The sequence below is a fragment of the Virgibacillus oceani genome, from assembly GCF_014638995.1.
GTDB classification, from domain to species: domain Bacteria; phylum Bacillota; class Bacilli; order Bacillales; family Amphibacillaceae; genus Virgibacillus_E; species Virgibacillus_E oceani.
Genome location: NZ_BMFR01000006.1, coordinates 54,478 through 80,750 on the forward strand (window position 1 = coordinate 54,478; position 26,273 = coordinate 80,750).

Annotated in this window: 26 protein-coding genes and 1 riboswitch; of the genes, 25 read left to right on the top strand and 1 reads right to left on the bottom strand. The window is 41.9% G+C overall.

Annotated elements, in window-relative coordinates:
- The first annotated feature begins 87 nt into the window (after positions 1–87).
- From IEV74_RS09185 to IEV74_RS09200, 4 genes are all read left to right on the top strand, one after another.
- Positions 88–804 (top strand): MOSC domain-containing protein, encoded by a 717-nt coding sequence (locus IEV74_RS09185; RefSeq protein ID WP_229683111.1) that lies wholly within the window; start codon positions 88–90, stop codon positions 802–804.
- A gap of 188 nt (positions 805–992) precedes the next feature.
- Positions 993–1,214, top strand: coding sequence for a DUF1659 domain-containing protein (locus IEV74_RS09190; RefSeq protein ID WP_188455085.1), 222 nt, complete (start codon positions 993–995; stop codon positions 1,212–1,214).
- A 37-nt stretch (positions 1,215–1,251) separates the two neighbouring features.
- On the top strand, positions 1,252–1,467 hold the full coding sequence (locus IEV74_RS09195) for a DUF2922 domain-containing protein (protein ID WP_188455086.1): 216 nt from the start codon (positions 1,252–1,254) through the stop codon (positions 1,465–1,467).
- A 77-nt stretch (positions 1,468–1,544) separates the two neighbouring features.
- Positions 1,545–1,679 carry a YvrJ family protein gene (locus tag IEV74_RS09200; protein ID WP_188455206.1) on the top strand — a complete coding sequence of 45 codons (135 nt, stop codon included), beginning with the start codon at positions 1,545–1,547 and terminating at the stop codon, positions 1,677–1,679.
- A 43-nt stretch (positions 1,680–1,722) separates the two neighbouring features.
- Here IEV74_RS09200 and IEV74_RS09205 read toward each other — a convergent pair whose 3' ends face one another.
- Complete coding sequence (locus IEV74_RS09205; RefSeq protein WP_188455087.1) at positions 1,723–2,157, bottom strand: Hsp20/alpha crystallin family protein; 435 nt, start codon at positions 2,155–2,157, stop codon at positions 1,723–1,725.
- A gap of 138 nt (positions 2,158–2,295) precedes the next feature.
- Between IEV74_RS09205 and IEV74_RS09210 the strand changes: the two genes are divergently transcribed.
- The 21 genes from IEV74_RS09210 (at position 2,296) to pcrA (ending at position 26,262) form a co-directional block, all read left to right on the top strand.
- Positions 2,296–2,907, top strand: coding sequence for a DUF2179 domain-containing protein (locus tag IEV74_RS09210; RefSeq protein WP_188455088.1), 612 nt, complete (start codon positions 2,296–2,298; stop codon positions 2,905–2,907).
- A gap of 130 nt (positions 2,908–3,037) precedes the next feature.
- A riboswitch (purine riboswitch) is annotated at positions 3,038–3,135 on the top strand.
- Positions 3,136–3,315: 180 nt separating this feature from the next.
- Positions 3,316–3,810, top strand: a complete 495-nt coding sequence (gene purE / locus IEV74_RS09215) for a 5-(carboxyamino)imidazole ribonucleotide mutase (RefSeq protein WP_188455089.1) — start codon at positions 3,316–3,318, stop codon at positions 3,808–3,810.
- Entirely contained in the window at positions 3,797–4,924 is a 1,128-nt protein-coding gene (gene purK / locus IEV74_RS09220) for a 5-(carboxyamino)imidazole ribonucleotide synthase (RefSeq protein ID WP_229683112.1), read from the top strand. Before purE ends, purK begins: the two co-directional genes overlap by 14 nt.
- Positions 4,924–6,228: an adenylosuccinate lyase gene (gene purB, locus IEV74_RS09225; protein ID WP_188455091.1), complete on the top strand. Its 1,305-nt coding sequence runs from the start codon at positions 4,924–4,926 to the stop codon at positions 6,226–6,228. The genes purK and purB overlap by 1 nt, the downstream gene beginning before the upstream one ends.
- 1 nt (position 6,229) lies before the next feature.
- Positions 6,230–6,943 (top strand): phosphoribosylaminoimidazolesuccinocarboxamide synthase, encoded by a 714-nt coding sequence (gene purC / locus IEV74_RS09230; RefSeq protein WP_188455092.1) that lies wholly within the window; start codon positions 6,230–6,232, stop codon positions 6,941–6,943.
- Positions 6,940–7,191, top strand: a complete 252-nt coding sequence (purS, locus tag IEV74_RS09235; protein WP_188455093.1) for a phosphoribosylformylglycinamidine synthase subunit PurS — start codon at positions 6,940–6,942, stop codon at positions 7,189–7,191. The genes purC and purS overlap by 4 nt, the downstream gene beginning before the upstream one ends.
- Positions 7,188–7,871, top strand: coding sequence for a phosphoribosylformylglycinamidine synthase subunit PurQ (gene purQ / locus IEV74_RS09240; protein WP_188455094.1), 684 nt, complete (start codon positions 7,188–7,190; stop codon positions 7,869–7,871). The genes purS and purQ overlap by 4 nt, the downstream gene beginning before the upstream one ends.
- Positions 7,855–10,092, top strand: coding sequence for a phosphoribosylformylglycinamidine synthase subunit PurL (purL, locus tag IEV74_RS09245; RefSeq protein WP_188455095.1), 2,238 nt, complete (start codon positions 7,855–7,857; stop codon positions 10,090–10,092). Before purQ ends, purL begins: the two co-directional genes overlap by 17 nt.
- Complete coding sequence (purF, locus tag IEV74_RS09250) at positions 10,068–11,477, top strand: amidophosphoribosyltransferase (protein ID WP_188455096.1); 1,410 nt, start codon at positions 10,068–10,070, stop codon at positions 11,475–11,477. Before purL ends, purF begins: the two co-directional genes overlap by 25 nt.
- Positions 11,478–11,495: 18 nt before the next feature.
- On the top strand, positions 11,496–12,515 hold the full coding sequence (gene purM, locus IEV74_RS09255; RefSeq protein ID WP_188455097.1) for a phosphoribosylformylglycinamidine cyclo-ligase: 1,020 nt from the start codon (positions 11,496–11,498) through the stop codon (positions 12,513–12,515).
- Positions 12,512–13,102: a phosphoribosylglycinamide formyltransferase gene (gene purN, locus IEV74_RS09260; RefSeq protein ID WP_188455098.1), complete on the top strand. Its 591-nt coding sequence runs from the start codon at positions 12,512–12,514 to the stop codon at positions 13,100–13,102. The genes purM and purN overlap by 4 nt, the downstream gene beginning before the upstream one ends.
- Positions 13,099–14,625: a bifunctional phosphoribosylaminoimidazolecarboxamide formyltransferase/IMP cyclohydrolase gene (purH, locus tag IEV74_RS09265; RefSeq protein WP_188455099.1), complete on the top strand. Its 1,527-nt coding sequence runs from the start codon at positions 13,099–13,101 to the stop codon at positions 14,623–14,625. Before purN ends, purH begins: the two co-directional genes overlap by 4 nt.
- A 19-nt stretch (positions 14,626–14,644) precedes the next feature.
- The gene (gene purD, locus IEV74_RS09270) at positions 14,645–15,895 is read left to right on the top strand and encodes a phosphoribosylamine--glycine ligase (protein ID WP_188455100.1); all 1,251 of its coding nucleotides are present in this window, start codon (positions 14,645–14,647) and stop codon (positions 15,893–15,895) included.
- A gap of 856 nt (positions 15,896–16,751) precedes the next feature.
- Positions 16,752–18,494, top strand: coding sequence for an adenine deaminase C-terminal domain-containing protein (locus IEV74_RS09275; RefSeq protein ID WP_188455101.1), 1,743 nt, complete (start codon positions 16,752–16,754; stop codon positions 18,492–18,494).
- Between the two features lie 42 nt (positions 18,495–18,536).
- Positions 18,537–19,598 (top strand): DUF3048 domain-containing protein, encoded by a 1,062-nt coding sequence (locus tag IEV74_RS09280; RefSeq protein ID WP_188455102.1) that lies wholly within the window; start codon positions 18,537–18,539, stop codon positions 19,596–19,598.
- Positions 19,599–19,617: 19 nt separating this feature from the next.
- Positions 19,618–19,926 carry a YerC/YecD family TrpR-related protein gene (locus IEV74_RS09285; protein ID WP_188455103.1) on the top strand — a complete coding sequence of 103 codons (309 nt, stop codon included), beginning with the start codon at positions 19,618–19,620 and terminating at the stop codon, positions 19,924–19,926.
- Between the two features lie 134 nt (positions 19,927–20,060).
- Positions 20,061–21,068, top strand: coding sequence for an ABC transporter substrate-binding protein (locus IEV74_RS09290; protein WP_188455104.1), 1,008 nt, complete (start codon positions 20,061–20,063; stop codon positions 21,066–21,068).
- Positions 21,069–21,144: 76 nt separating this feature from the next.
- The gene (locus tag IEV74_RS09295) at positions 21,145–22,137 is read left to right on the top strand and encodes an ABC transporter permease (protein WP_188455105.1); all 993 of its coding nucleotides are present in this window, start codon (positions 21,145–21,147) and stop codon (positions 22,135–22,137) included.
- On the top strand, positions 22,130–22,924 hold the full coding sequence (locus tag IEV74_RS09300; protein ID WP_188455106.1) for an ABC transporter ATP-binding protein: 795 nt from the start codon (positions 22,130–22,132) through the stop codon (positions 22,922–22,924). The genes IEV74_RS09295 and IEV74_RS09300 overlap by 8 nt, the downstream gene beginning before the upstream one ends.
- A gap of 401 nt (positions 22,925–23,325) precedes the next feature.
- Positions 23,326–24,003: a heptaprenylglyceryl phosphate synthase gene (pcrB, locus tag IEV74_RS09305; RefSeq protein ID WP_188455207.1), complete on the top strand. Its 678-nt coding sequence runs from the start codon at positions 23,326–23,328 to the stop codon at positions 24,001–24,003.
- A gap of 48 nt (positions 24,004–24,051) precedes the next feature.
- On the top strand, positions 24,052–26,262 hold the full coding sequence (gene pcrA, locus IEV74_RS09310; RefSeq protein WP_188455208.1) for a DNA helicase PcrA: 2,211 nt from the start codon (positions 24,052–24,054) through the stop codon (positions 26,260–26,262).
- Positions 26,263–26,273 lie beyond the last annotated feature (11 nt).

Below are 26,273 nucleotides of genomic sequence, written 5' to 3' on the forward strand. Positions count from 1 at the left end.
GTTAACACCTCCATTGGTGATTCCTCTTACAATACTGCTGGATTTCAAGTAAACTTAGTGTAGCATATTTTAAAAGGGGGAAGCACGGTGGATGCACCATACATTTCAAAGCTGCTAACTGGCAAGGTAAAGCGAGTTGGGAAAATGAATGCAACTAATCGAATGGAGAGGCAGTGGGAAAGCGGAATGTTTAAAGATTGTGTTGCCGATAAAACATGGTTAGAGAAGGCAGGATTAACCGGTGATGAGGTAGCAGATAAGAAAAATCACGGTGGGCCGGAAAAAGCGATTTTTACATATCCTACAGAGCATTATGAATTTTGGAGAAATGACCTTGAATTAGAATCAATAGGCATCGGTGCAATGGGTGAAAACTTAGCTGTTGAACATATGGATGAGCATTCAGTCTGTATTGGTGATACATACCAATTTGGTGAGGCGGTTATTCAGGTATCGCAGCCCAGGCAGCCATGCTGGAAACCAGCACGCCGCTTTCGTGTAATGGATTTTGCACTAAGAATTCAAAAGTCAGGAAGAACAGGCTGGTATTTTCGTGTGATGAAAGTGGGGTATGTCCAAGGCGGATTGGAATTAACGCTATTAGAACGTCCGTATTCACAATGGACAATTGCGAAATGTAATGAAGTCATGCACGTTAAAAAGAATGATTTAAAGCTTGCTGAGGAACTGGCTGCTTGTGGGATGTTAGCGGAAAATTGGAAACGGACACTGCATAAACGGATAGCTGGTAAAAAGTCCTCGATTGAGAAGCGGGTATATGGGCCGAATAAGGATTTAGAATAGGGAGTTTTCTGCTTTGCAGAGAGCTCTTTTTTTATGAAAAATTTGACATCGGCAGGAGAGCGAAAACATCGGCAGGAGAGCCCAAACTTCAGCACAACAGCCTGGAACTTCTCCACAAAATCTCAAAATTAATGCCCCCTAGCCCCAATGCCCTTTCGATTGTATTGGTGAAAGGAGGGGGAGAGAACATGGCAGTAGCAGAAAAATACAAATCTACATTACAGTTAGTGCTTGATGAAGGGATTGATCCTGAATCAGGAAAACAAATCTTCAAGTTTAAAAGCTTTAACAATGTAAAAACCGACGCAACAGCAGACCAATTATATGCAATTGCACAAGCAGTTGCGGGGTTACAGGAGCGTCCGCTTTACAGCATCGAACGTGATGACAGCTTCGAAATTCAAGGTTAATTTTTCAAAATAAACGAACGAAGGGAGGTTTGGGATGATGAAAAAGCTTGAGATTAAATTTTTAAATCAAGATGGCAAAACTGTGACATACTCATTGGAAAAACCGGTTGAACCGGTTGATCCAGCTGCGGTAAAAGCTGCAATGGATGAGATCATCAATCAAAATGCGTTTACATCTTCAGGCGGTGATCTTGTATCAGTGAAAAGTGCCCGCATTGTAGAACGAAATGTTGTTGAAGTTGAACTAGCTTAATTATGAACCAACGGACCAGCGGCTTGGCAATTGTCTCGCCACTGGTTTTTTATTCAATTGAAATGGAGGTAGAGATCATGGAAGCATGGATGTCTTTTGTGACAGAAGTTGGCTTTCCGATCGTTGTGACTTTTTATCTGTTACACCGAATCGAAGGCAAGCTCAATACATTAATTGAGTCCATACATGCATTACCAGGGAAAATGAGATAGGAGAAGGGGCTGGACCCAATCAGAATCCAGCCCCTTACTTAATTTATTTATCTTCCAACAAACGTACCGGTACCCTATGTTTGCTGCTGGAATCTGAGATCAAACGATATAATTGTATATGCACGATTCCATTCTTATAGCTTGCTTTTATCTTATCTGAGCGAACTGGAAAAGGTAGGTTAATTCTGCGTTCAAAGGCCCCCTGGAGAATTTCCTCTTTTACAACCGTTCCACCCTGGTGCTGTATATCAATGACACCAGTAATTTCAAGTGAAGCGTAATCGACGAATATATCTATTTTGTTTAAATCCGTTAATCCGGGGATATTTAAGATGCAAGTAATTTCATTTTCAGTTTGGTAGACGTTGATTTGTGGAATAGTAGGTTTTATAATGCCTTCAAATTCATTCCAAAAGTTCTCACCGAAAAAGTGGTCCATATTTTTTTTCCAATCACCCATCTGTTTAAAAGGGTCCACGGAAATCACCTCTTACATAACAATTTTGAATTAGTACTAAGTATATGCATGACATTATTTTTGGGTGAATGTCATAGTATTTAACTTTAGGGAAAATTGGGGTATTCTTATACTAATAACAATCTTGGAGGGTTTGCTTTGCTTAGTAATGCATATGTAATGGTTATCATCATTCTCGCAATTAATATTGTTTATGTCTCATTTTCAACAATTCGTATGATATTAACCTTAAAAGGTCGCAGGTACCTGGCGGCGTTTGTTAGCATGTTTGAAGTTGTTGTATATATCCTGGGATTAGGTTTAGTGCTTGATAATTTAAATGAAATTCAAAATATAATTGCTTATGCAGTCGGATTTGGAATCGGTGTTGTTGTTGGTACGAAGATTGAAGAAAAACTTGCTCTCGGTTACATAACGGTAAATGTTATTTCGTCCAATCCAGATATTGAGTTTACGCGAAAATTACGGGAAAAAGGGTATGGCGTGACGAGCTGGTTTGCCTATGGAATGGAAGGGGACAGACTGGCAATGCAAATTTTGACACCAAGAAAATATGAGCTGAAGCTGTATGAAACAATCAAAACAATCGATCCAAAGGCATTTATTATCTCCTATGAGCCGAAACAAATTAATGGTGGTTTCTGGGTGAAGCAGGTGCGCAGGGGGAAATTGGGGAAGAAAAACACGGCTGTGGACAGTAAGCCAGGTGCTGCACAGTTTACTGAAATAAATAATGAGAACCCCGAGTAATTGCTGTTTTCATTAAATGAATTGGATAAATTCCAATTAGCTATTGATCAAAAACCGAACATTAAATATAAATAATTTGTTAATGTTCGATATTTTATTGACATTCCGTAAAGCTGTTGGTATGCTTAAGACACAAATAAATACGGTTCCTCATATATCCCGAGAATATGGCTCGAAGTTTCTACCCAGCACCATAAATGCTGGACTATGAGGGAGGGTGAATCGTTGTGCGCAAGCAATGATACGTTTTGCTATGTCAAGATAAAGTCTATTCGTCTTCTCTCATGCTAGGAGGATTCGAATAGACTTTTTTAGTTGTAAAATTTGTGGCTGGATGTTGAATTTCAAAGATAAAAAGCGGAATTTCAACAGCAAAAACAAGATAACGCAAATAGAAAGAGGGATTTGATGACACCACAAGTTGGCGTAATAATGGGGAGTATATCTGATTGGGAAACAATGAAGCATGCATGCGACATGTTGGATGAGCTCGAAATTACGTATGAAAAAGAAGTGATTTCCGCTCATCGTACACCAGACGAAATGTTCACCTATGCGAAATCAGCACGAGGTCGTGGCCTGAAAGTGATTATTGCCGGTGCTGGGGGTGCGGCACATCTTCCTGGGATGGTGGCATCGCAAACAACGCTTCCTGTCATTGGCGTCCCAGTTCAAAGTAAAGCATTGAATGGGTTGGATTCTTTATTATCAATTGTGCAAATGCCTGGTGGAGTGCCGACTGCAACAGTAGCAATCGGTAAAGCTGGTGCAACGAATGCTGGAATCCTTGCGGCGCAAATAATTGGAGCTTTTGATGAAAGTACAGCAGTGAAATTGAAAACATATCGGGAAAACATGCAAGCAAAAGTTGCAGAAATGAGGGATGATCTTGCCGAAAAATAACATCATTTTACCACCAAAAACAATCGGCATCATTGGCGGAGGCCAGCTGGGACGTATGATGGCAATTGCTGCAAGGCATATGGGTTATAAAATTGCCGTACTTGATCCAACACCTAATTGTCCAACAGCACAGGTTGCAGATGAACAAATCGTTGCAGCCTACGATGATATGCAAGCAATTGAAAAATTAACAGCAATTAGCGATGTGGTTACGTATGAGTTTGAAAATGTAGATCTTCATGCAGCTGAATATATAGAAGAACAAGGTAAATTGCCACAGGGCGCTTTTGCATTGGAGGTTACACAAAACCGTGAAAAAGAAAAGCAGTTAATGAATGAGGCGGGGCTGCCAGTTCCAGCGTTTTCAATTGTCAAGAGTGGCGAGGAGTGCAGAAGGGTTTTACAAAATACTGCCTATCCTGCGGTAATCAAAACGTGCCGCGGCGGGTATGATGGCAAAGGACAAATTAAGTTAGCCTCAAAGAACGATGAAGCAGCGGCAATTGCATTTGCTGAAAAAAATAGACATTGCATCATTGAACAGTGGGTTCCATTTGATAAAGAAATTTCGGTTGTTTTCACACGTTCCTTAACGGGCGGGTTAGAATTTTTCCCAATTGCAGAGAATACACACAAGGACCATATTTTGTACGAAACAGCAGTACCGGCATTAATTAGCAAGCAGGTTGAAGCGAAGGCGATACAGGCTGCAGCCATTTTAGCGGAGAAAATGCAAATTGTTGGAACGTTTGCAATTGAGATGTTCGTAAAAGGTGAAGCAATATACCTAAACGAAATGGCGCCAAGACCGCATAATTCTGGTCATTACACAATTGAGGCATGCAACATTTCACAATTTGGCCAGCATATTCGGGCGATTTGCGGATTGCCGTTAACACCAATTAAACTTCTCCAGCCAGCAACGATGGTTAATATTCTTGGAGAAGATATGGAGCATGCCTTAAATAGGATGCCAATACTGAAAAATGCTTCCGTCCATTTGTACGGTAAAGATGAGGCCAAGCAAAAACGAAAAATGGGACATGTAACATTTACATCAGAAACAAAGGAAGAAGTCAGCAAACTAGTCAGCGCATATGAGGAGGCAAAATAATGATTGATCGTTATACAAGAGAAGAAATGGGTACTATCTGGACGGAGGAAAATAAATTTAAAGCATGGCTGGAGGTTGAAATTCTAGCATGTGAGGCGTGGAGTGAGCTTGGTGTTATTCCAAAAGAAGATGCTGAAAAGATTCGTAAAGATGCGTCGTTTGATATAAACCGCATTTATGAAATCGAGCAGGAAACAAGACATGATGTCGTGGCATTTACTCGTGCAGTTTCCGAAACATTAGGTGAAGAGCGCAAGTGGGTACATTACGGCTTAACGTCTACAGATGTAGTCGACACAGCACTCTCTTATCTATTAAAGCAAGCAAACGAAATTATTCGTAAAGACGTGACGAACTTTATTCAAATTTTAAAAGAGAAGGCTATCGCACATCAGCATACCGTGATGATGGGAAGAACTCACGGTGTACATGCAGAGCCGACAACGTTTGGGCTGAAGCTTGCATTATGGTATGAGGAAATGAAGCGTAACCTTGAGCGTTTTGAATTAGCAGCAAAAACGGTTGAATTTGGCAAGCTTTCAGGTGCTGTAGGGACGTACGCCAATATTGACCCATTTGTTGAAGAATATGTATGTGGAAAATTAGGGCTGTCTCCTGCACCAGTTTCTACGCAGACATTGCAGCGTGACCGTCATGCCAATTACATATCGGCATTAGCACTGCTTGCAACGTCGATTGAAAAATTCGCAACGGAAATCCGCGGGTTGCAGAAAACGGAAACACGTGAGGTTGAGGAGTTTTTTGCAAAAGGTCAAAAGGGTTCCTCGGCAATGCCGCACAAACGCAATCCAATCGGCTCGGAAAATATGACTGGAATGGCCCGAGTGGTTCGCGGGCATATGGTTACGGCATATGAAAATGTTTCCCTGTGGCATGAACGTGATATTTCCCATTCATCGGCAGAGCGCGTGATTTTGCCGGATACAACTATTGCATTGAATTACATGTTAAATCGTTTCGCAAACATTGTGAAAAACCTTACCGTATTTCCGGAGAACATGAAACGAAATATTGATAAAACACACGGCGTCATTTTCTCACAACGCGTATTGTTAGCGTTAATTGACAAGGGAATGACTCGTGAGGAAGCATATGATTTAGTTCAGCCGAAAGCAATGGAAGCGTGGGAAACAGAAACCCATTTTAAACAGCTGGTGGAACAGAATGAACAAATTACAGACAAATTATCACGGGAAGAAATAGAGGATTGCTTCGATTATACGTACCATTTGAAAAATGTGGACCGGATTTTTGACCGAATCGGACTAAAACGAGGTGAATAAGGTGAAGGCAGAACTTTTGTATGAAGGGAAAGCAAAGAAGGTTTACCGCAGAGAAGGAACGACAGATCAGCTTGTATTATCCTATAAAAACGATGCTACAGCGTTTAATGGCAAGAGGAAGGCAAGCTTTGAGGGGAAAGGCAGATTGAACAATGAGATTTCTTCGCGAATTTTTACGTTCCTTCATAAACAGGGAATCGAAACCCATTTCATTGAGAGATTGAATGAAACGGAGCAGATCGTTCGGCAGACGGAAATCGTTCCGCTCGAGGTAGTTGTTCGTAATCTGGCAACGGGAAGTATTACGCAGCGATTGGGAATTGAAGAAAAGACACTATTTGCCCCACCGATTGTTGAGCTTTTTTATAAAGATGATGATTTAAACGATCCGTTAATTAATGATCAGCATGCATTATTTTTAAGTAGTGTAACAGAGCAGGAATTACGGGAAATCAAAGAAGAAGCTTTGAAAATCAATGGTGTGCTGACAGATCTTTTCCAATCTATAAATCTTAGGTTAGTAGATTTCAAGCTGGAGTTTGGGCGATTAGCATGCGGATCAATTGTTTTATCGGATGAGATCTCGCCAGACACGTGCAGATTGTGGGATTTGAATACAGAGGAAAAAATGGACAAAGACGTATTTCGTCAAGGGACAGGAGATTTACTGGAAGTATACAATGTCATTTTACAACGACTGGAGGACATTTCATGAAAAAGGTAACCGTGTTTATTACGTTAAAGCAAGGAGTACTGGATCCACAGGGTAAAGCGATTCAAACGTCCCTTCACTCATTAGGGTTTCAGGAAGTGGAAGATGCTCGTGTAGGCAAATACATTGAGCTGCATGTTGAAGACCACGAAAATGTTGATGAACGCGTTAAAGAAATGTGTGATAAATTACTGGCCAATCCAGTAATTGAGGATTATCGCTTTGAGGTGGAGGAGGCTGTTCGCTCGTGAAATTCGCGGTGATTGTTTTCCCAGGATCAAATTGCGACCGAGATATGTATCATGCGGTGAAGGATGTATTAGGTGAGGAAGCGGAGCTCGTTTGGTACGAAAATAGTAATCTTGAAAACTATGATGCAATTCTTTTGCCTGGTGGATTTTCCTATGGGGACTATCTACGTTCAGGATCAGTCGCAGCGACATCAGATGTCATGAAACAAATCAAGGAGCATGCAGCAAAAGGGAAGCCGGTATTAGGTGTTTGCAACGGGTTTCAGATTTTGCTGGAGGCAGGTCTCTTGCCTGGTGCAATGCTGCGAAATAAAAACCTTGCATTTATGTGCCATCAGGAAGCATTGCGTGTGGCAAACAACACTACTATTTTCACTCAATCGTATGCAGAAAATGAGGTTGTGCGTTTTCCAATAGCACATGGTGAAGGGAATTACTACTGTGATGAGGAAACCCTTAACGAATTAAAGCAGCATCATCAAATTGTCTTTACGTATGAAAACAATCCCAATGGATCGACATCAGACATTGCTGGAATTATTAATAAACAGGGCAACGTATTAGGTCTAATGCCACACCCTGAACGGGCAGTTGAAGCGATCATTGGCAGTGATGATGGTTTAAAAGTCTTTCAGTCGATCGTCAGGAATTGGAGGGAATCTCATGTTGCAAACGTTTGATATTAGTCCAGCACAGATTGAAACGGAAAAATTGTACAAAGAAATGGGACTTAGCGACAACGAATTTGAAATGGTAAAGTCCATTTTGAATCGCCGCCCAAATTTTACGGAGACAGGAATTTTTTCCGTTATGTGGTCGGAGCATTGCAGCTACAAAACGTCAAAACCGTTGTTGAAAAAATTCCCGACAAAAGCGCCCCATGTTCTGCAAGGGCCAGGAGAGGGCGCCGGAATTATCGACATTGGTGATAATCAGGCAGTCGTTTTTAAAATTGAAAGCCATAACCACCCGTCAGCAGTTGAGCCATATCAAGGTGCGGCAACAGGTGTAGGAGGCATTATTCGTGATGTGTTTTCGATGGGGGCTCGTCCCATTGCGTTAATGAACTCGCTTCGTTTTGGAAACTTAACATCTGAACGTGTGAAATATTTGTTTAAAGAAGTTGTACACGGAATCGCAGGGTACGGGAACTGTGTCGGCGTGCCAACCGTTGGCGGTGAGGTTCAATTTGATGATAGCTACGAAGGGAACCCGCTTGTGAATGCGATGTGTGTTGGGTTAATCCATCATGATGAGATTCAAAAAGGGATTGCTGCAGGTATTGGCAATACGGTTCTTTATGCAGGTGCACCAACGGGTAGGGATGGTATTCATGGGGCGACATTTGCCTCGGATGATCTTGCAGAGGATGCCAACAAAGATCGTCCAGCTGTTCAGGTAGGTGATCCGTTCATGGAAAAATTATTGATTGAAGCGAGCCTTGAAGTGATTCATTCTGATGCTTTAGTCGGTATGCAGGACATGGGAGCGGCTGGGCTTACTTCATCAGCAAGTGAGATGGCAAGTAAAGCAGGAACAGGTATGGAGATGGATCTTGACTTGGTGCCGCAGCGTGAATTAAACATGAGTGCATACGAATTAATGCTGTCCGAATCCCAGGAACGCATGCTGCTCGTTGTCAAAAAAGGACGCGAACAGGAAATCATCGATGTTTTTGAAAAGTATGGACTACAGGCTGTAGCAGTCGGTGAGGTAATAGAGGAAAAAACATTTCGTCTTAAACAGCACGGTGAAATTGTTGCAGACATCCCAGTTGATGCGTTAGCGGAGGAAGCACCAGTTTATCAAATGCCATCAAAGGAAGCGGAGTATTTCAATACGTTTCAGCAAATGGAAACCCAAATACCTTTAGTCACAGATTATACAGAAATGCTTGGGAAGCTATTGGAGCAGCCAACCATTGCAAGCAAGGAATGGGTTTACGATCAGTACGATTCAATGGTGCAAACAAACACAGTTGTAACACCCGGTTCAGATGCGGCGATTGTCCGAATTAAGGGTACTGATAAGGCGCTTGCGATCACTACGGACTGTAATTCGCGCTACATTTATCTGGACCCGGAAACCGGCGGAAAAATCGCTGTTGCAGAAGCGGCACGTAATATTGTTTGCTCGGGGGCTAATCCATTGGGGCTAACGGATGGACTAAATTTCGGAAATCCGACAAAGCCGGAAATTTTTTGGCAAATGGAAAAAAGTGTTGCTGGCATGAGTGATGCCTGCCGGACTTTGGGAACACCAGTAATTAGCGGGAATGTATCGTTATATAACGAATCGAGAGGGAAAGCGATTTTTCCAACCCCAGTTGTTGGTATGGTTGGTTTACTGGAGACATTAGATCATCTTACACCAAGTTATTTTCAGCATGAGGGTGACCTTGTATTCTTAATTGGCGAAACAAAGGCAGAGTTTGGCGGAAGTGAATTGCAAAATGTATTAGCTGATCCGGATCAAATTTATTCCGGAAAAGCACCTTTCATAGATTTACAGGTGGAAGCTAAGCGGCAAACCCAGCTTCTGGATGCAATTCACCAAGGTATCGTTCAATCTGCGCATGACCTGGCAGAAGGCGGACTTGCAGTAGCTTTAGCGGAGAGTGTTTTCAGTGAAGCGGGCTTAGGTGTGAGTGCTTATCTAGATGGTGATATGACTGTTAAACTTTTCAGTGAAACACAGTCACGTTTTCTAGTAACGGTCAAACCAGAAGACGAGGAACGGTTTGCTGCACAGGTTGAGGATGCCAAACAAATAGGTGTAGTAACTGGTGATCATACCTATACGGTAATCGGAAACGGTGAAAAAGTTATCGAGGAAAATGTTCATACATTATGCAAACGTTGGAAAGGAGCTATTTCATGCTTGCTGAAATCAAAGGCTTAAACGAAGAATGCGGCGTTTTTGGAATTTGGGGTCATGAGAAAGCGGCTGAGATTACGTATTACGGTTTGCATGCACTGCAGCACAGAGGGCAGGATGGTGCTGGTGTAGTAACGAGCGATGGCGAAAGGTTAAAGATTCATAAAGATTTAGGACTTGTTAATGATGTTTTTAAGAATGCTGACTTCCAGGATCTCCAAGGCAATGCGGCGATTGGGCATGTTCGTTATGCGACACAAGGCGACGGTGGCATTGATAACATTCAGCCATTGCTATTCCGTTCACAAACAGGAAGTGTTGCATTAGCCCATAACGGTAATATTATGAACGCTTATAAGCTGCGTGGTGAATTAGAGCGGGATGGCAGTATTTTTCAAACGACATCTGATACAGAGGTTCTTGCCCATTTGATCAAACGAAATAGCACAAGTGATTATGAAACTGCCCTTATGGAAGCATTACGGAGCTTGGTTGGGGCATATGCATTTCTTATTATGAAAGAAAACAAATTATATATAGCAACAGATCCTAGAGGCTTACGACCGATATCGATCGGCAGACTTGGCGGGGCATATGTTGTTGCATCGGAAACATGTGCTTTTGATCTTGTTGGTGCATCGTTTGAACGTGAAGTAATCCCTGGTGAGCTTGTGGTGATTGATAATAATGGAATTTCCTCTAAGAAGTTCGCTGATGCGGAGCCGCGTACCATGTGCGCGATGGAATATGTTTATTTCTCAAGGCCTGATAGTAACGTGAATAGAGTGAATGTTCACGCTTCAAGAAAGAAGATGGGAATCGAGCTAGCGAAGGAATCACCAGTAGAAGCAGATGTTGTCACAGGTGTTCCTGACTCCAGTATTTCTGCAGCAATCGGTTATGCAGAGCAAAGCGGGCTGCCATATGAATTAGGGTTAATTAAAAATCGCTACGTTGGCAGAACGTTCATTCAGCCATCACAGGATTTACGTGAGCAAGGGGTAAAGATGAAGCTGTCTCCTGTACGGGGAATTGTAGAAGGGAAACGCGTCATTATGATTGATGATTCAATTGTACGAGGGACGACAAGTAAGCGAATTGTCCGAATGCTGAAAGATGCAGGAGCTCTTGAAGTACACGTTCGCATTGCATCACCGCCGATTACTAATCCTTGCTATTACGGCATAGACATGTCCACAAAAGAGGAACTTATTGCGGCAAACTATTCTCTTTATGGGATGGCGAAATTGATTGGTGCCGATAGTCTTGCCTATTTATCAGAGGAAGGGCTAAAGCGTGCAATTGTACGAGAAGACCTGCCACATCAAGGAATTTGCACTGCCTGCTTTACAGGAGAATACCCAGTCATTGAGAAAGGCCAAAAAACGATTGAATATACGAAATGCTAGAAAAAGGAGTGTGCCAAAATGTCTTCTAGTTATAAGCAAGCTGGCGTCGATGTAGAAAAGGGCTATCAGGCTGTTGAATTAATGAAAAAGCATATTGCAAGAACAAACCGCAAAGAAGTTCTTGGTGGCATTGGCGCATTTGCCGGGTTGTTTGACTTGAGCGGGTTTAGCTACAAGGAACCGGTTCTGGTTTCCGGAACAGATGGTGTCGGGACGAAGCTAAAGCTTGCCTTTCAGTTGGATAAACATGATTCAGTTGGTATTGATTTAGTTGCCATGTGTGTGAACGATATTGTTGCTCAAGGAGCGCAGCCACTGTTTTTCCTCGATTACATTGCCTGTGGAAAGAACAAACCGGAAATGATCGAGCAGATTGTATCAGGGGTATCGGAAGGGTGTGTTCAAGCGGATGCAGCATTAATCGGTGGCGAAACTGCTGAAATGCCCGGGATGTATCAGGGAAATGAATACGATCTTGCCGGATTTGCAGTTGGCATTGCGGAAAAATCGAAGCTTGTAACAGGCGAAATGATCAAGCCTGGCGATAGTATTATAGGATTGCCGTCAAGCGGTGTGCATTCCAATGGTTATTCTTTAGTTAGAAAGCTGATCGACAACCTTGATTTGACGAAGCAATATGATGGATTTGATAAATCACTTGGTGAAGTGTTGTTAGAGCCGACGAAACTATATGCAAAAGCTATTCGAGCATTAATGAAACGTGTTGATATAAAAGGAATTTCCCATATTACTGGTGGAGGGTTTTACGAAAATCTTCCAAGAATGCTGCCTCGGGGGCTTGGCGTATCGATTAATCCGGAAAGCTATGACAGACCAGCAATCTTTTCATTATTGCAGGAGTTAGGCGGCATGTCAGATGATGAAATGCACGGTGTCTTTAATATGGGCATTGGCATGGCAGTTGTTGTGGATCCGAATGAGTCAGAGCATACGCTAAAAGTGCTGCGCGAAAATGGTGAAGAGGCAATACGTATCGGTGTTGTGACGGATGGAGAAGGAGTGCGATTTCAATCATGAATAAGGTGAAGGCGGCTGTTTTCGCATCGGGAACGGGCAGTAATTTTCAAGCAATCATTGAACAGGAAATAGAGAATAAATTAGCTTGTGACATCGCTTTACTCGTTTGTGATAAACCTGGAGCAACCGTAATTAACATTGCAGAAGATTATGATATTCCAACCTTTGTTTTTAATCCAAAAAACTATGCTGCTAAGAAGGATTACGAGCAGGAAGTGGTTAAGAGGTTACAGATCATGAATGTGAAGTGGATATTTTTGGCGGGTTACATGCGAATTATTGGTCCTGATTTACTTCATGTGTACGAAAACAAGATCGTCAATCTTCATCCTTCCATGCTGCCTGCATTTCCAGGTAAGGATGCAATTGGTCAGGCCTTTGAAGCGGGGGTAAAAACAACTGGGGTAACAGTTCATTATGTAGATGCCGGGATTGATACTGGACCAATCATTGAACAGAAATCTGTACATGTTTTTCCCGATGATACAAAGGACACCTTACAAAAACGGATTCAGCGTGTTGAACATCAATTGTATCCACGCGTTATTAACCAACTTATCAAACAAGAGCGAGGGGTTTTTTCATGAAGAAGAGAGCGTTAATCAGCGTATCGGACAAAGCAAACATCGAAACCTTTGCAAAGGGTCTTATCGAAAATGGCTATGAAATTATTTCAACAGGCGGCACGTTAAAGGTATTGTCAGATGCTGGAATCGATGCTGTAGCCGTTGAAAATGTTACGGGTTTTCCGGAAATCCTAAACGGCAGAGTTAAGACCTTGCACCCGTTTATTCATGCGGGATTGTTGGCGAAAAGAGAAATTGCCGATCATCAAAAACAGCTTAACGATCATGCTATTTCTCCAATTGATATGGTTGTTGTAAACCTATATCCGTTCAAACAAACACTTGCCAAAGAGGGTGTTACAGAAGAGGAAATTGTTGAGAACATTGATATTGGCGGACCAACAATGCTTCGAGCGGCTGCGAAAAATTATACAAATGTGGCAGTTGTTGTCGATCCAGGCGATTATGAAGACGTGTTGGATTCTGTCCAGAAAGATACGTTAGATGCAGCAAAATGTAAACAGTTAGCCGCAAAAGTATTCCGACATACAGCAAACTACGATGCGATGATTGCTGCCTATTTTACTGATGAAGCCTACCCGGAAGTTCTCACATCTACGTATGAAAAAGTTCAAACGCTGCGTTATGGTGAAAACCCGCATCAAACAGCAGCATTCTATAAAAAACCGAACGAAGCAGCCGGAACACTTGCGGCAGCTGAACAGCTTCACGGCAAAGAGCTTTCCTATAATAACATTCAGGATGCAAATGCAGCACTTGAGATTATTGCCGACTTTGACGAACCGGCTGCTATTGCGGTTAAGCACATGAATCCATGTGGCATCGGTATTGGAGAAACGATTTACAATGCATTCAAACGTGCATATGATGCGGATCCTGTTTCCATTTTCGGTGGAATCGTAGCCTTAAATAGAGAAGTGGATTCGGAAACAGCACAGCAATTAAGTGAAATATTTTTGGAAATCGTCATTGCGCCAAGCTTTTCCGATAAAGCATTATCAGTGTTAACGAAAAAGAAAAATATTCGTTTGCTGGAGCTGAAAATGGACAATGATGTTGTGGATTACAGACAAAAGGTTACAGCTGTAATGGGCGGTCTATTAGTGCAGGATTATGATACAGGCAAAGTTACTGAAGCTGATATCTCGTTTGCAACAAAACGCAAACCAACGAAGGATGAGCTTACGAATTTATTATTTGCGTGGAAAGCTGTTAAGCATGTTAAATCGAATGCCATTGTTTTAGCCAGAGACAATCAAACAATTGGTGTAGGCGCAGGACAGATGAACCGAATTGGTGCTGCAAACATTGCGATTGAACAAGCGGGAGAAAAAGCTAATGGAGCAGTGCTCGCGTCAGATGCATTTTTCCCAATGCCTGATACGGTGCAAGCCGCCGTGGAGGCTGGAATTACGGCGATTATCCAGCCTGGGGGGTCAAAACGGGATCAGGACTCTGTTGATGTGTGTGATAAGCACGGAATTGCAATGGTTTACACCGGAATGCGCCATTTTAAACATTAATACAATAGGGGGCTTTCAGATGAACATTTTAGTTGTTGGCCGCGGCGGACGTGAACACAGTATTGTGATGCAATTGGCAAACAGCGGTCGAGTCAGTCAAATATATGCAGCGCCCGGTAATGGCGGTATGGAGGAGCATGCTGCATGCGTTGCAATTGATGAAATGGATATTGCCGGTCTAGTAGATTTCGCTAAGTCGGAATCGATTGACCTTACCATTGTTGGTCCCGAGAATCCTTTAAACGAAGGTATTGCGAATCGATTTCAGGAAGAGGGTCTTGCCATTTTTGCCCCAACAAAGGAAGCGGCACTATTGGAAGGAAGCAAGAGCTTTGCCAAGGAATTTATGAAAACATATGATATCCCTACTGCGGAGTATGCTACATTTACAAATGCAGACGATGCTAAGAATTATATTTTGGAAAAAGGTGCACCAATCGTAATTAAGGCGGATGGATTGGCAGCAGGGAAAGGTGTTGTTGTTGCTGAGACAGAAGTGCAGGCACTTCAAGCGGTTGATGAAATGCTTTTTGCTAAAACATTTGCTGATGCTGGTGCAACGATCGTTATTGAAGAATGTTTATTAGGGAAGGAATTTTCACTGATGGCGTTTGTACATGAGGGGAACGTTTATCCAATGATCCCAGCAAGAGATCACAAACGTGCATATGACAATGATCAAGGACCAAATACTGGTGGAATGGGTGCATATGCGCCGGTCCCGGATATTTCAAATGAGACGTTGATCTATACGTATCGGGAAATTCTGCAAAAAACAGCTGCTGGTTTAATCGCAGAGGGACGCCCATTTACCGGTGTTTTATATGCTGGATTGATGATGACTGCGGATGGTCCGAAAGTAATTGAATTTAACACACGCTTTGGTGATCCGGAAACACAGGTTGTACTGCCATTGTTGAAAAATGATCTTATTCAAGTTTTGATCGATGTGATGAATGGCAATGACCCCGGACTTGAATGGGAAAATAGTTGCTGCACGGGTGTTGTATTGGCATCAAAAGGGTATCCGGGAGCATATCAAAAAAGCGTTGTGCTTCCCCAATTTGAAATTGGAGCAGAGTCTTTTATTGTACATGCAGGAACAAAACAAGCAGGCAGCTGCTTTCAATCTGATGGTGGCAGAGTATTGCTGGTTGGCTCAAAAAGTACCACGCTAGGAAGGGCAACCGATCATGTATATCAAGCACTGGCATCAGCAGGGGAGTTGGACGAATTTTTTTATAGGAAGGATATAGGGAAAGAGAATTGAGGCATCCGTTTGGGTGTCTTTTCCGTTGTGTTGGGAAAGAATTAAGGCATCGGCAGGAGGGCGGGAACATCAACCGGAGTGAGAGAACATCAACCGGAGAGCGGGAACATCAACCGGAGAGCGGAAACATCAACCCGAGAGCGGGAACATCAACCCGAGAGCGGGAACATCAACCGGAGAGCGGAAACATCAACCCGAGAGCGGGAACATCAACCCGAGAGCGGGAACATCAACCGGAGAGCGGAAACATCAACCCGAGGGCGGGAACATCAACCGGAGGGCGGGAACATCAACCGGAGTGAGAGAACATCAACCCGAGAGCGGGAACATCAACCCGAGAGCGGGAACATCAACCGGAGAGCGGAAACATCAACCGGAGAGCGGAAACATCAACCGGAGAGCGGGAACATCAACCGGAGAGCGGAAACATCAACCCGGGAGTCGGAACATCAACCGGAGAGCGGAAACATCAACCCGAGAGCGAGAACATCAACCGGAGAGCGGGAACATCAACCCGAGGGCGGGAACATCAACCGGAGAGCGGAAACATCAACCGGAGAGCGGGAACATCAACCGGAGAGCGAAAACATCAACCCGAGAGCGGGAACATCAACCGGAGAGCGGAAACATCAACCGGAGAGCGGGAACATCAACCCGAGAGCGGGAACATCAACCCGAGAGTGGGAACATCAACCGGAGTGAGGAAACATCACCCTCGAGAACAAGAACATCAATCCGATCCACAAAAAACATCATCTTTTGTCACAAAATATTCACCACAATTAACAGTAACTTTACAGTATTAAAGTGCCGGATATGGTACGATAGAGAAAATAATACATTGGAGAGTTGTTTTATGCACGAAAATGGTTATTACTGGCGAAATCGCGAATTACGTGAACACGTTGCTGTTATTGATGGCAAGGTAGCACCTACACTTATTTTAAAAAATGGCATCTATTTGAATACATTTACAAAACAATGGCTGCATGCAAATATTTGGATCTTGAATGACCGAATTGTTTATGTTGGGGATAAGCTTCCAAAGAACAGTAAATCGGCGGAAATAATAGATTGTGAAAATCAATTTATTGTACCGGGCTATATTGAACCGCATGCACATCCATTCCAATTATACAATCCGGAAGAGCTTGCGAACCATGCGGCTAAATTCGGAACAACGACGTTAATTAATGATAGTTTAATGTGGCATTTTTTGTTGGACAAAAAGAAAGCGTTTTCTTTATTGGAAGAGTTTAATAATTTGCCAATATCTATGTATTGGTGGGCACGGTTTGATTCACAAACAGCATTGCAGGATGAGGAATCGTTGTTCAACAGTGAAGAAGTTCTTAGCTGGCTTTCCCATCATTCAGTTGTTCAGGGCGGGGAGCTTACCTCGTGGCCAAGTCTCCTTGCGGGTGATGATAGATTGCTATATTGGATGCAGGAATCGAAGCGCAGAGGGAAACCAGTAGAGGGCCATCTTCCCGGCGCCTCCGAATCAACGCTGACGAAAATGAAACTGCTTGGTGTTACAGCCGATCATGAGTCAATGACTGGTGCAGAAGCAATTAAACGAATGAAGCTTGGCTATCAGGTTGGGCTCAGACATTCATCAATCCGACCTGATCTGCCTAAACTAATAGACGAGATTTTGGCAGAAGGGATTACAACGTTTGAAAATGTAACCATGACAACGGATGGATCAACACCGGCATTTTATGAGAATGGTTTAATGAATGTATGTCTGGAAATCGCAATAAATAAGGGTGTCCCGCTTGAAGAGGCATATCGCATGGCGACATACAATGTTGCAAAGCATTTTGACATGGCAGAGCAATTAGGAAGCATTGCACCTGGCAGAATTGCACATATTAATATTTTGGAAAGTAAAGAGAATCCGCATCCGATCAGTGTTTTGGCAAGTGGTAAATGGATTAAACGGGACGGCGAGCAGAAAAGCAAAGGGTCGCACATCAATTGGAAGAAGCACGACATAGGACCGCTTATGCTGGATTGGGATTTACAAACAACAGACCTGCAATTTTCATTACCGATTGGACTTGATATGATCAACGATGTAATTATCAAACCATATCCAATCAAAACAGATGTTACGCTTGAAATATTGCCTGAAAATAATAGCGACGCGTTTCTTCTATTAATTGACCGTGAAGGGAAATGGCGTGTTAATACGACACTGCGCGGGTTCACGAATCGTTTGGGAGCTATTGCGAGTTCCTATTCAACAACGGGAGATATCGTCTTTATTGGGAAAAGCAAACATGACATGCTGCTTGCATCCAGACGGCTAAAGGAGCTTGGAGGTGGAATTGTTTTAGTTCACCAAGGAGAAGTTATATTTGAATTGCCACTTAGACTTGGTGGTATAATGTTCGATGGAACGATGGAACAGCTCATAAAACACGGTAAAGATTTAAAGAAACTTCTCAAGGATTTTGGATATAATTTCGGGGATCCAGTATATACTATATTATTTTTATCATCGACTCATTTACCGTTTATTCGCATAACACAGCAGGGTATTGTCGATATAAAGAAACGAAAAGTGCTCTTCCCAGCTACCATGCGTTAGCGTATAATAATAAAAAGAAATTATACAAAGGTGTTGGGAGAAATGAGAAGACGTTTTTTTTACGTAATGTTCGTTGTCTTTGTGCTTCTTGCTGGATGTTCTAAGGATGAGGAACAAGCACGGAATAATGAATCGAAAGACAGTACTGTAGAAGAAAAGACAAATAATCCAGACATCACGGAGGAAACGAAAAATGTCTACCCATTAACGGGAATTGGTACAAATGAAGATACAGACAATCGTATCGTTGGGGTAATGGTAAATAATCATTCGAAAGCGAGACCGCAAACAGGTTTGTCCAAAGCGGATGTAGTTTTTGAAATATTAGCTGAGGGAAGAATAACGCGATTTCTGGCATTGTTTCAAAGTGAAAAACCAGATGTCGTTGGTCCGGTTCGCAGTGCAAGGGAATATTATTTTGAATTGGCGAATGGCTATAACGCTTTGTACATTTACCACGGTGCGGCGAATTTTGTAAATGACATGATTAGAGAACGTGGAATTGAGCATTTAAACGGCTCACTTTACGATAATGACGGACATCTATTTAAACGGGCATCTTTCAGGAAAGCTCCACATAATTCTTATTTGCAATTTGATGCTGTATATGATGTAGCAAAGTCAAAAGGATATAATATAACTGCAGAATATGAGCCGTTGCCATTCCTATCAGAGGATGAAGCACAGAACGTGACAGGAGAACCTGCCCAGCATGTGGAAATCGTCTACTCGAATAATACGGTAATGGAAATTGTTGAATTTGACTATGATACGGATAGCGGAAAATATACAAGGTACAATGATCGGGAAAAAACGGTTGAACGGGAAACGGAGAAGCCAATACAGGTAGACAATGTGTTTATCGTGGAGACAGACCATGAAGTAATCGATGATGCCGGACGCCGCGCAGTCGATATAGAATCTGGCGGCAATGCATATTTAATTCAAAAAGGAAAAGTTCAGCAAGTCCAATGGGAAAACAAGGACGGGCGAATTATACCAGTTAAGGATGGTAAACCAGTGGGCTTTGTTCCTGGGAAAACGTGGATAAATATTATTCCGGATAATCCAGGTATTGACAATGCAGTAAACGTATCAAACTAGGGCAGGAGGTTTTACTAGCGTGCAAATTGATAAATTACGCGGGGAGCAGTTAGACCAATTGTTTGACGCGATTCTATCACTTAAAGATCGTGAGGAATGCTATCGTTTTTTTGACGATATTGCAACAATGTCAGAAATACATTCCATTGCCCAACGGCTGCAGGTGGCAAAAATGCTTACAGAAGGGCATACTTATAACGCGATTGAAAAGGAAACAAAAGCATCCACAGCAACCATTTCACGTGTCAGAAGATGTATTAACTTTGGCAGTGACGGCTATCAAATGGTATTAGATCGGATCATGAATATGGATGAAGAAAATAAATAAAAATGTCGCTCCCCTGTGAGGGTGCGGCATTTTTTATTTAAGTAATGAAATAGCTATCGCGAATCCTTAAATAGTATGGTATAATCACGTTTAAATATTTTGATAATTTTAAAAAGTGGATGGGGGAAGCGTGAATGAAAAAGTTGTTACTGTTACTAGCAATTATTGGGGTTATTGTGCTGGCAGCTTGTGGGAATAATGCTTCAAGTTCGGATGGTGGAAGTGACGGAGATTCCGGATCAGAAGGTGAAAAGACATATAAAATAGGGGCAACACAAATTGTGGAACATCCATCACTCGATGCTGCCTACGAAGGGTTTCAAGCTGCATTGGATGATGCTGGGCTGAATGTGGAATATGATTTGCAAAGTGCACAAAACGATCAAAACAATGTAAAACCTATTTCAGATGGTTTTGTTGCAGATAATGTTGATTTGATTTTTGCTAATTCGACCCCTAGTGCGTTAGGTGCTCTGCAGGCAACAAGTGAAATTCCGATTGTCTTTACATCTGTAACTGATGCAGTAGACGCTGGTTTAGTAAAATCCATGGATGAACCAGGTGAAAACATTACAGGTGTTGTTGATCTCCATCCAGATGCGATTAAAAAGACTGTAGAATTTATCGATGCTAATTTCCCGGATGCAAAAGTAGGGATGGTTTATAATGCTGGCGAGCAAAATTCTGTTACACAGGTTGAAGCTGTAAAGAAAGCAGCTGAGGGAACAACTCTAAGCATCATTGAACGTACAGTAGCTAATTCTGCTGAGGTGAAACAGGCAACCACAACACTTGTTGGTGATGCAGATGTTCTGTACATCATTACAGATAATACAGTTGTTTCGGCATTGGAAAGTGTTGTCGGTGTTGCAAATGAACAAGATATCCCATTAATTGTCGGAGAACCGAATTCATTGGCAAAAGGCGGATTTGCTACATTTGGAATTGATTATTATACGATTGGTTACCGTTCTGGGGAGATGGCAGCGTCAATCCTAACCGGGGAGAAAAAGCCAAGTGAAATTCCTGTTGAATATCCGCCTGAAATCCAATTGTTTATTAATAAGCAAGGAGCGGAGGAACAAGGGGTAGAATGGAATGCGGAATGGGATGAAACGGCTAAGTTTGTAGAAACCGAATAAATGGCTAACTAATTATAGAGCCAGTCGTGATACTGGCTCAATAATTTCCTAAGAATTTCACGAAAGGAAGAATGCGATGATATCAATGTTTGGTGCTGTGGAATCAGGTGTAATCTATGCTCTAATGGCTTTAGGAGTTTATCTAACCTTTCGTGTTCTCGATTTTCCTGATTTAACAGTAGATGGAAGCTTTGTTACCGGAGCGTCTGTAGCTGCAATTTCAATTATGAATGGAATACCGCCCATTATTGCAACATTATTTGCAGCGATTGCCGGTTTTATTGCGGGATGTGTAACTGGATTATTGCATACAAAGGGGAAAATTAATGCATTATTATCAGGTATTCTGATGATGACTGCCTTATATTCCATTAATTTGCGGATAATGGGGCAGCCTACATCGTCATTGTTAAATGAACCAACTGTTTTTACGCAGCTGGAATCGGTATGGGCTAAAACAGGAATAGATTCGTTTTTTAATGGGATTTTATCATTTTTTGGTGCGGAACAATTACCTGCAACCTGGTCAATTGTCTGCTTAATGATTGTTGTAACCTTGGTAATTAAATTAGTAACAGATTACTATTTAAAGACAGAGGTTGGTCTTGCGCTCCGTGCGATTGGCGATAATAAAAAAATGATTCGGAGCCTATCCGCTAATACGGACACCCTAACGATTGTCGGAGTTGGATTGTCGAATGGTCTTGTTGCACTTTCAGGTGGATTAATTGCTCAAAATGGAGGATTTGCAGATGTAAACATGGGGATTGGAATGATTGTAATTGGTCTTGCATCCGTGATAATCGGTGAAGCCTTGTTTAGCACGAAGACAATAGGCAGGGCAACGCTGGCTGTAATAGGCGGGGCAATTATTTATCGGATTATCGTAACACTGGCACTAGAAGTTGAGTTCCTGGATACTGGTGATATGAAGCTGATTACAGCACTTATTGTTATTGTCGCATTGGTTACACCAAAAATGCTGCAGGTTCGAAAAGAAAAAAGGCGACGGATACTGAAGCGTCAACAACTAGATCGTCAAATAAGGGGGAATCAAAACAGTGCTTAAATTAAAAAATATTTCGATCACGTTTAATGAAGGTACCCCTGATGAAAAAAAGGCATTGGCTGACATTAATTTGGACTTGGAACAGGGAGAATTTGTAACGGTAATTGGAAGCAATGGTGCCGGTAAATCCACTTTGATGAATGTCGTTTCAGGTAACTTGATTCCAGACTTAGGTGATGTCATCATTGATGGCAAACAGGTCGTTCATATGCCGGAATATAAACGCTCCCGTTTTATTGGGCGTGTGTTCCAGGATCCGATGGCTGGAACCGCACCGTCGATGACAATCGAGGAAAATTTAGCGATGGCGTTTTCACGTACGAAAAAACGCAGATTACGATCGGGCGTAACGAAAAAACGAAAGGAAATGTTTAAGGAACATTTATCGACCTTGAATTTAGGGTTGGAGGACCGATTAACAGCTAAAGTTGGTTTCCTCTCAGGAGGGGAAAGACAGGCGCTATCCTTATTAATGACCACCTTTACCGAACCAAATATTTTATTACTGGATGAACATACTGCCGCATTAGATCCATCCCGTGCAGCCTTAATTACCAACCTAACCGATGATGTCGTACGTAAATCGGGATTAACAACACTTATGGTCACACACAACATGCAGCAGGCGTTGGATTTGGGGACTAGATTAATCATGATGGACAAAGGGCAGATTATTTTGGATGTTTCTGGAGAAGAAAAACAAAAATTGACAATTGAAGATCTATTGCATGAGTTCCAGCGAATCCGCGGTAAACAATTTGAAAGCGATCGTGCAGTATTGAATTAAATCATGATTGAGGCTGGTACAACAGTATTTTTGTCAAAGGCAAAAAACTGTTAATCGCTTTTAGCCGGTATAACAAAAATCGCAGCCAGTGATGTAAAGTATGAAATTTTAGTATTTATTCAGATCTTTTTTCGAAAAAGTCTACCTCCAATAAACTGGTGCATTTCTTGCACCGGTTTATTTATTATGAATTTTTTTGTTTCGTTTCCACGCAATCCTCAAATTCACAAAAAGATAACCGCGAAGTAATTTACAGTTTAAAAAGCAGCAAAATTCACGAAAAGGCCTTTTTCAATCACATTCCAAAAAACATTCGACTTTATCCTAAATTCCAAGGGCGATTTTTGGTATAATGGATTAATGGAATATGACGATGGAGGATTAGACTGTTGTATAAAGAGATGAACGAATGGAAGCATTTATTTAAATTAGATCCTGCAAAAGAAATCTCCGATGAGCAATTAGACAGGCTCTGTGAATCTGGTACGGATGCCATTATTGTTGGGGGAACTGATGATGTTACATTGGACGGGGTATTGGATTTGCTATCAAGAATTCGCCGGCATACGGTTCCATGTATTTTGGAAATTTCAAATATGGAAGCAATTACCCCGGGATTTGATTATTACTATATTCCAATGGTGATGAACAGTACAGAGAAAAAATGGATGATGGATATACAGCATCAGGCCATTAAACAATATAAAGATATTATGGACTGGGACGAAACTTTCGTTGAGGGGTATTGTATTTTGAATGAAGAAGCAAAAGCATTCAAACATACGAGCTGTTATATGCCTGATATGGAAGATGTCACTGCATATGCATATATGGCAGAAAATGTTTTTCATTTGCCGATTTTTTACATGGAATACAGCGGCACATATGGCGATCCTAAACTGGTTCGGCAGGTAAAGGCACAACTGAATAATACACTGCTCTTCTATGGCGGGGGGATTGAAAATAATTTTCAGGCAGCCGAAATGAAAGAGCATGCAGATGCGATAATAGTTGGGAACAGTATTTATACAGATTTCAAAAAAGCTTTGAAAACAGTTAAAGCGGTGGAAAATGTGTAAATTTAATACGCGGAATATGTAAAGGTGGTGTCACTTGTGAGTCGGACAATGGATGACTTACTAAAAGGGTTAAATAAGGAGCAGCAGCAGGCTGTTAAACATACAGATGGACCGTTATTAATTATGGCAGGTGCAGGCAGCGGCAAAACACGTGTGCTTACACATCGTATTGCATATCTTCTAAGTGAAAAGGAAGTCGCGCCTAGGAATGTTTTGGCCATTACGTTTACAAATAAAGCGGCACGTGAAATGAAGGAACGTGTCCGTAAATTGGTAGGGGTGGATAGTGAACAAATTTGGGTCTCTACGTTCCATTCGATGTGTGTACGGATATTGCGCCGTGATATCGATCGAATCGGATACAATCGGAACTTTACGATATTAGACAGCAGTGATCAGCTTTCCGTCATTAAACAAATCATAAAGAATCTTAACATTGATCCGAAGAAATTTGATCCAAGGGCAATGCTAAGTCAAATCAGTTCGGCCAAAAACGAATTGATTACCCCTGAGGAATACAGCAGCAATGTAGGGAATTTTTATGAAAAACAGGTTGCTAAGATTTACGTGGCATATCATAAAATGCTCAAGAAAAACCAATCACTCGATTTTGACGATTTAATTATGCAGACGATTCATTTGTTTAAACGGGTTCCTGAAGTGCTGGAATATTACCAGCGCAGGTTCCAATATATTCATGTCGATGAGTATCAGGATACGAACCATGCGCAATACTATTTAGTAAAACAATTGGCAAATCGTTTTCAAAACCTATGTGTTGTTGGTGATTCCGATCAGTCGATTTACCGCTGGCGCGGGGCGGACATACAGAATATCCTATCATTCGAGAAGGATTATCCGTCAGCGCGTGCGGTGTTCCTGGAGCAAAATTATCGTTCAACGAAAGCGATATTACAAGCGGCAAACAAAGTAATTCAAAACAACCCTGGCCGCAAGCCAAAGAATCTGTGGACCGATAATGAAGACGGGAAAAACATTCATTATTACCAAGGGGCAACCGAGCAGGAAGAAGCTTTATTTGTTACAGATAAAATCCAAGAATTAACGCGTGAAAGCGGATTTTCTCCAAATGAAATTGCGATCTTGTATCGAACAAATGCCCAGTCGCGAGCTATTGAGGCTACTTTGATGAAGTCAACAATTGCTTATCAAATGGTTGGCGGTCAAAAGTTCTATGAGCGTAAAGAGATCAAGGATTTGACTTCCTATTTACGTTTAATCACCAATCCTGATGATGATATTAGCTTTGAACGTGTTGTTAATGTACCGAAAAGAGGTATTGGAAAAACGTCAATCGATCGCCTGCGTGCATATGCAACGGAACATGGTCTTTCATTTTACGATGCTGTAAAAGAAGTTGATTTCACTGGTGTATCGAAAAAGGCGGCAAACGCATTAGCAGAATTTGCAGCACTTATTCGGACATTGACGCAGCAGCAGGAGTTTTTAACTGCAACGGATATGGTTGAAGCCGTTTTGGAACGTACCGGATATGAAAAAATGCTAAAAGCCGAGAATACAATCGAGTCACAAAGCAGATTGGAAAACCTGGAAGAGTTTATGACCGTTACAAAGGATTTTGAAAAAACGAGCGAGGATAAGACTCTCGTTGCATTCTTAACAGATTTAGCGTTAATCGCTGATATTGATCGTGTTGATGAGGATGATCCAAATAATGAGGAAAAGATCACTTTGATGACATTACACGCTGCAAAAGGCCTGGAATTTCCGGTCGTCTTTTTAATTGGAATGGAGGAAAATGTCTTTCCGCATAGCCGTTCATTATTTGATAATGATGAAATGGAGGAAGAACGCAGGCTAGCCTATGTAGGGATTACCCGTGCTGAAAAAGAACTGTATTTGACCCATGCCAAAATGCGTACATTGTTTGGCCGTACAAACATGAATCCAATCAGCCGGTTTATTAATGAAATACCAGAAGAGCTGATTGATGGAATTGAGCAGGCACGTCAGTCAATGTTTGGCAGATCGATTGCACCAGCTTATAAAGAAATGCCTGCACCAATAAAACGAAAAGCAGAGCGGATGCAAACGACAACAGGAGCGGAAAGCAAAACGTGGATGCCTGGTGACAAAGCAAACCATAAAAAATGGGGTGTCGGCACTGTCGTCAAGGTACAGGGTGAAGGGGAAGCAATGGAGCTTGATATTGCATTTCCAGCACCAACCGGGATTAAACGATTACTGGCAAAATTTGCTCCAATTACGAAAGAATAGGGGGTGCTTGG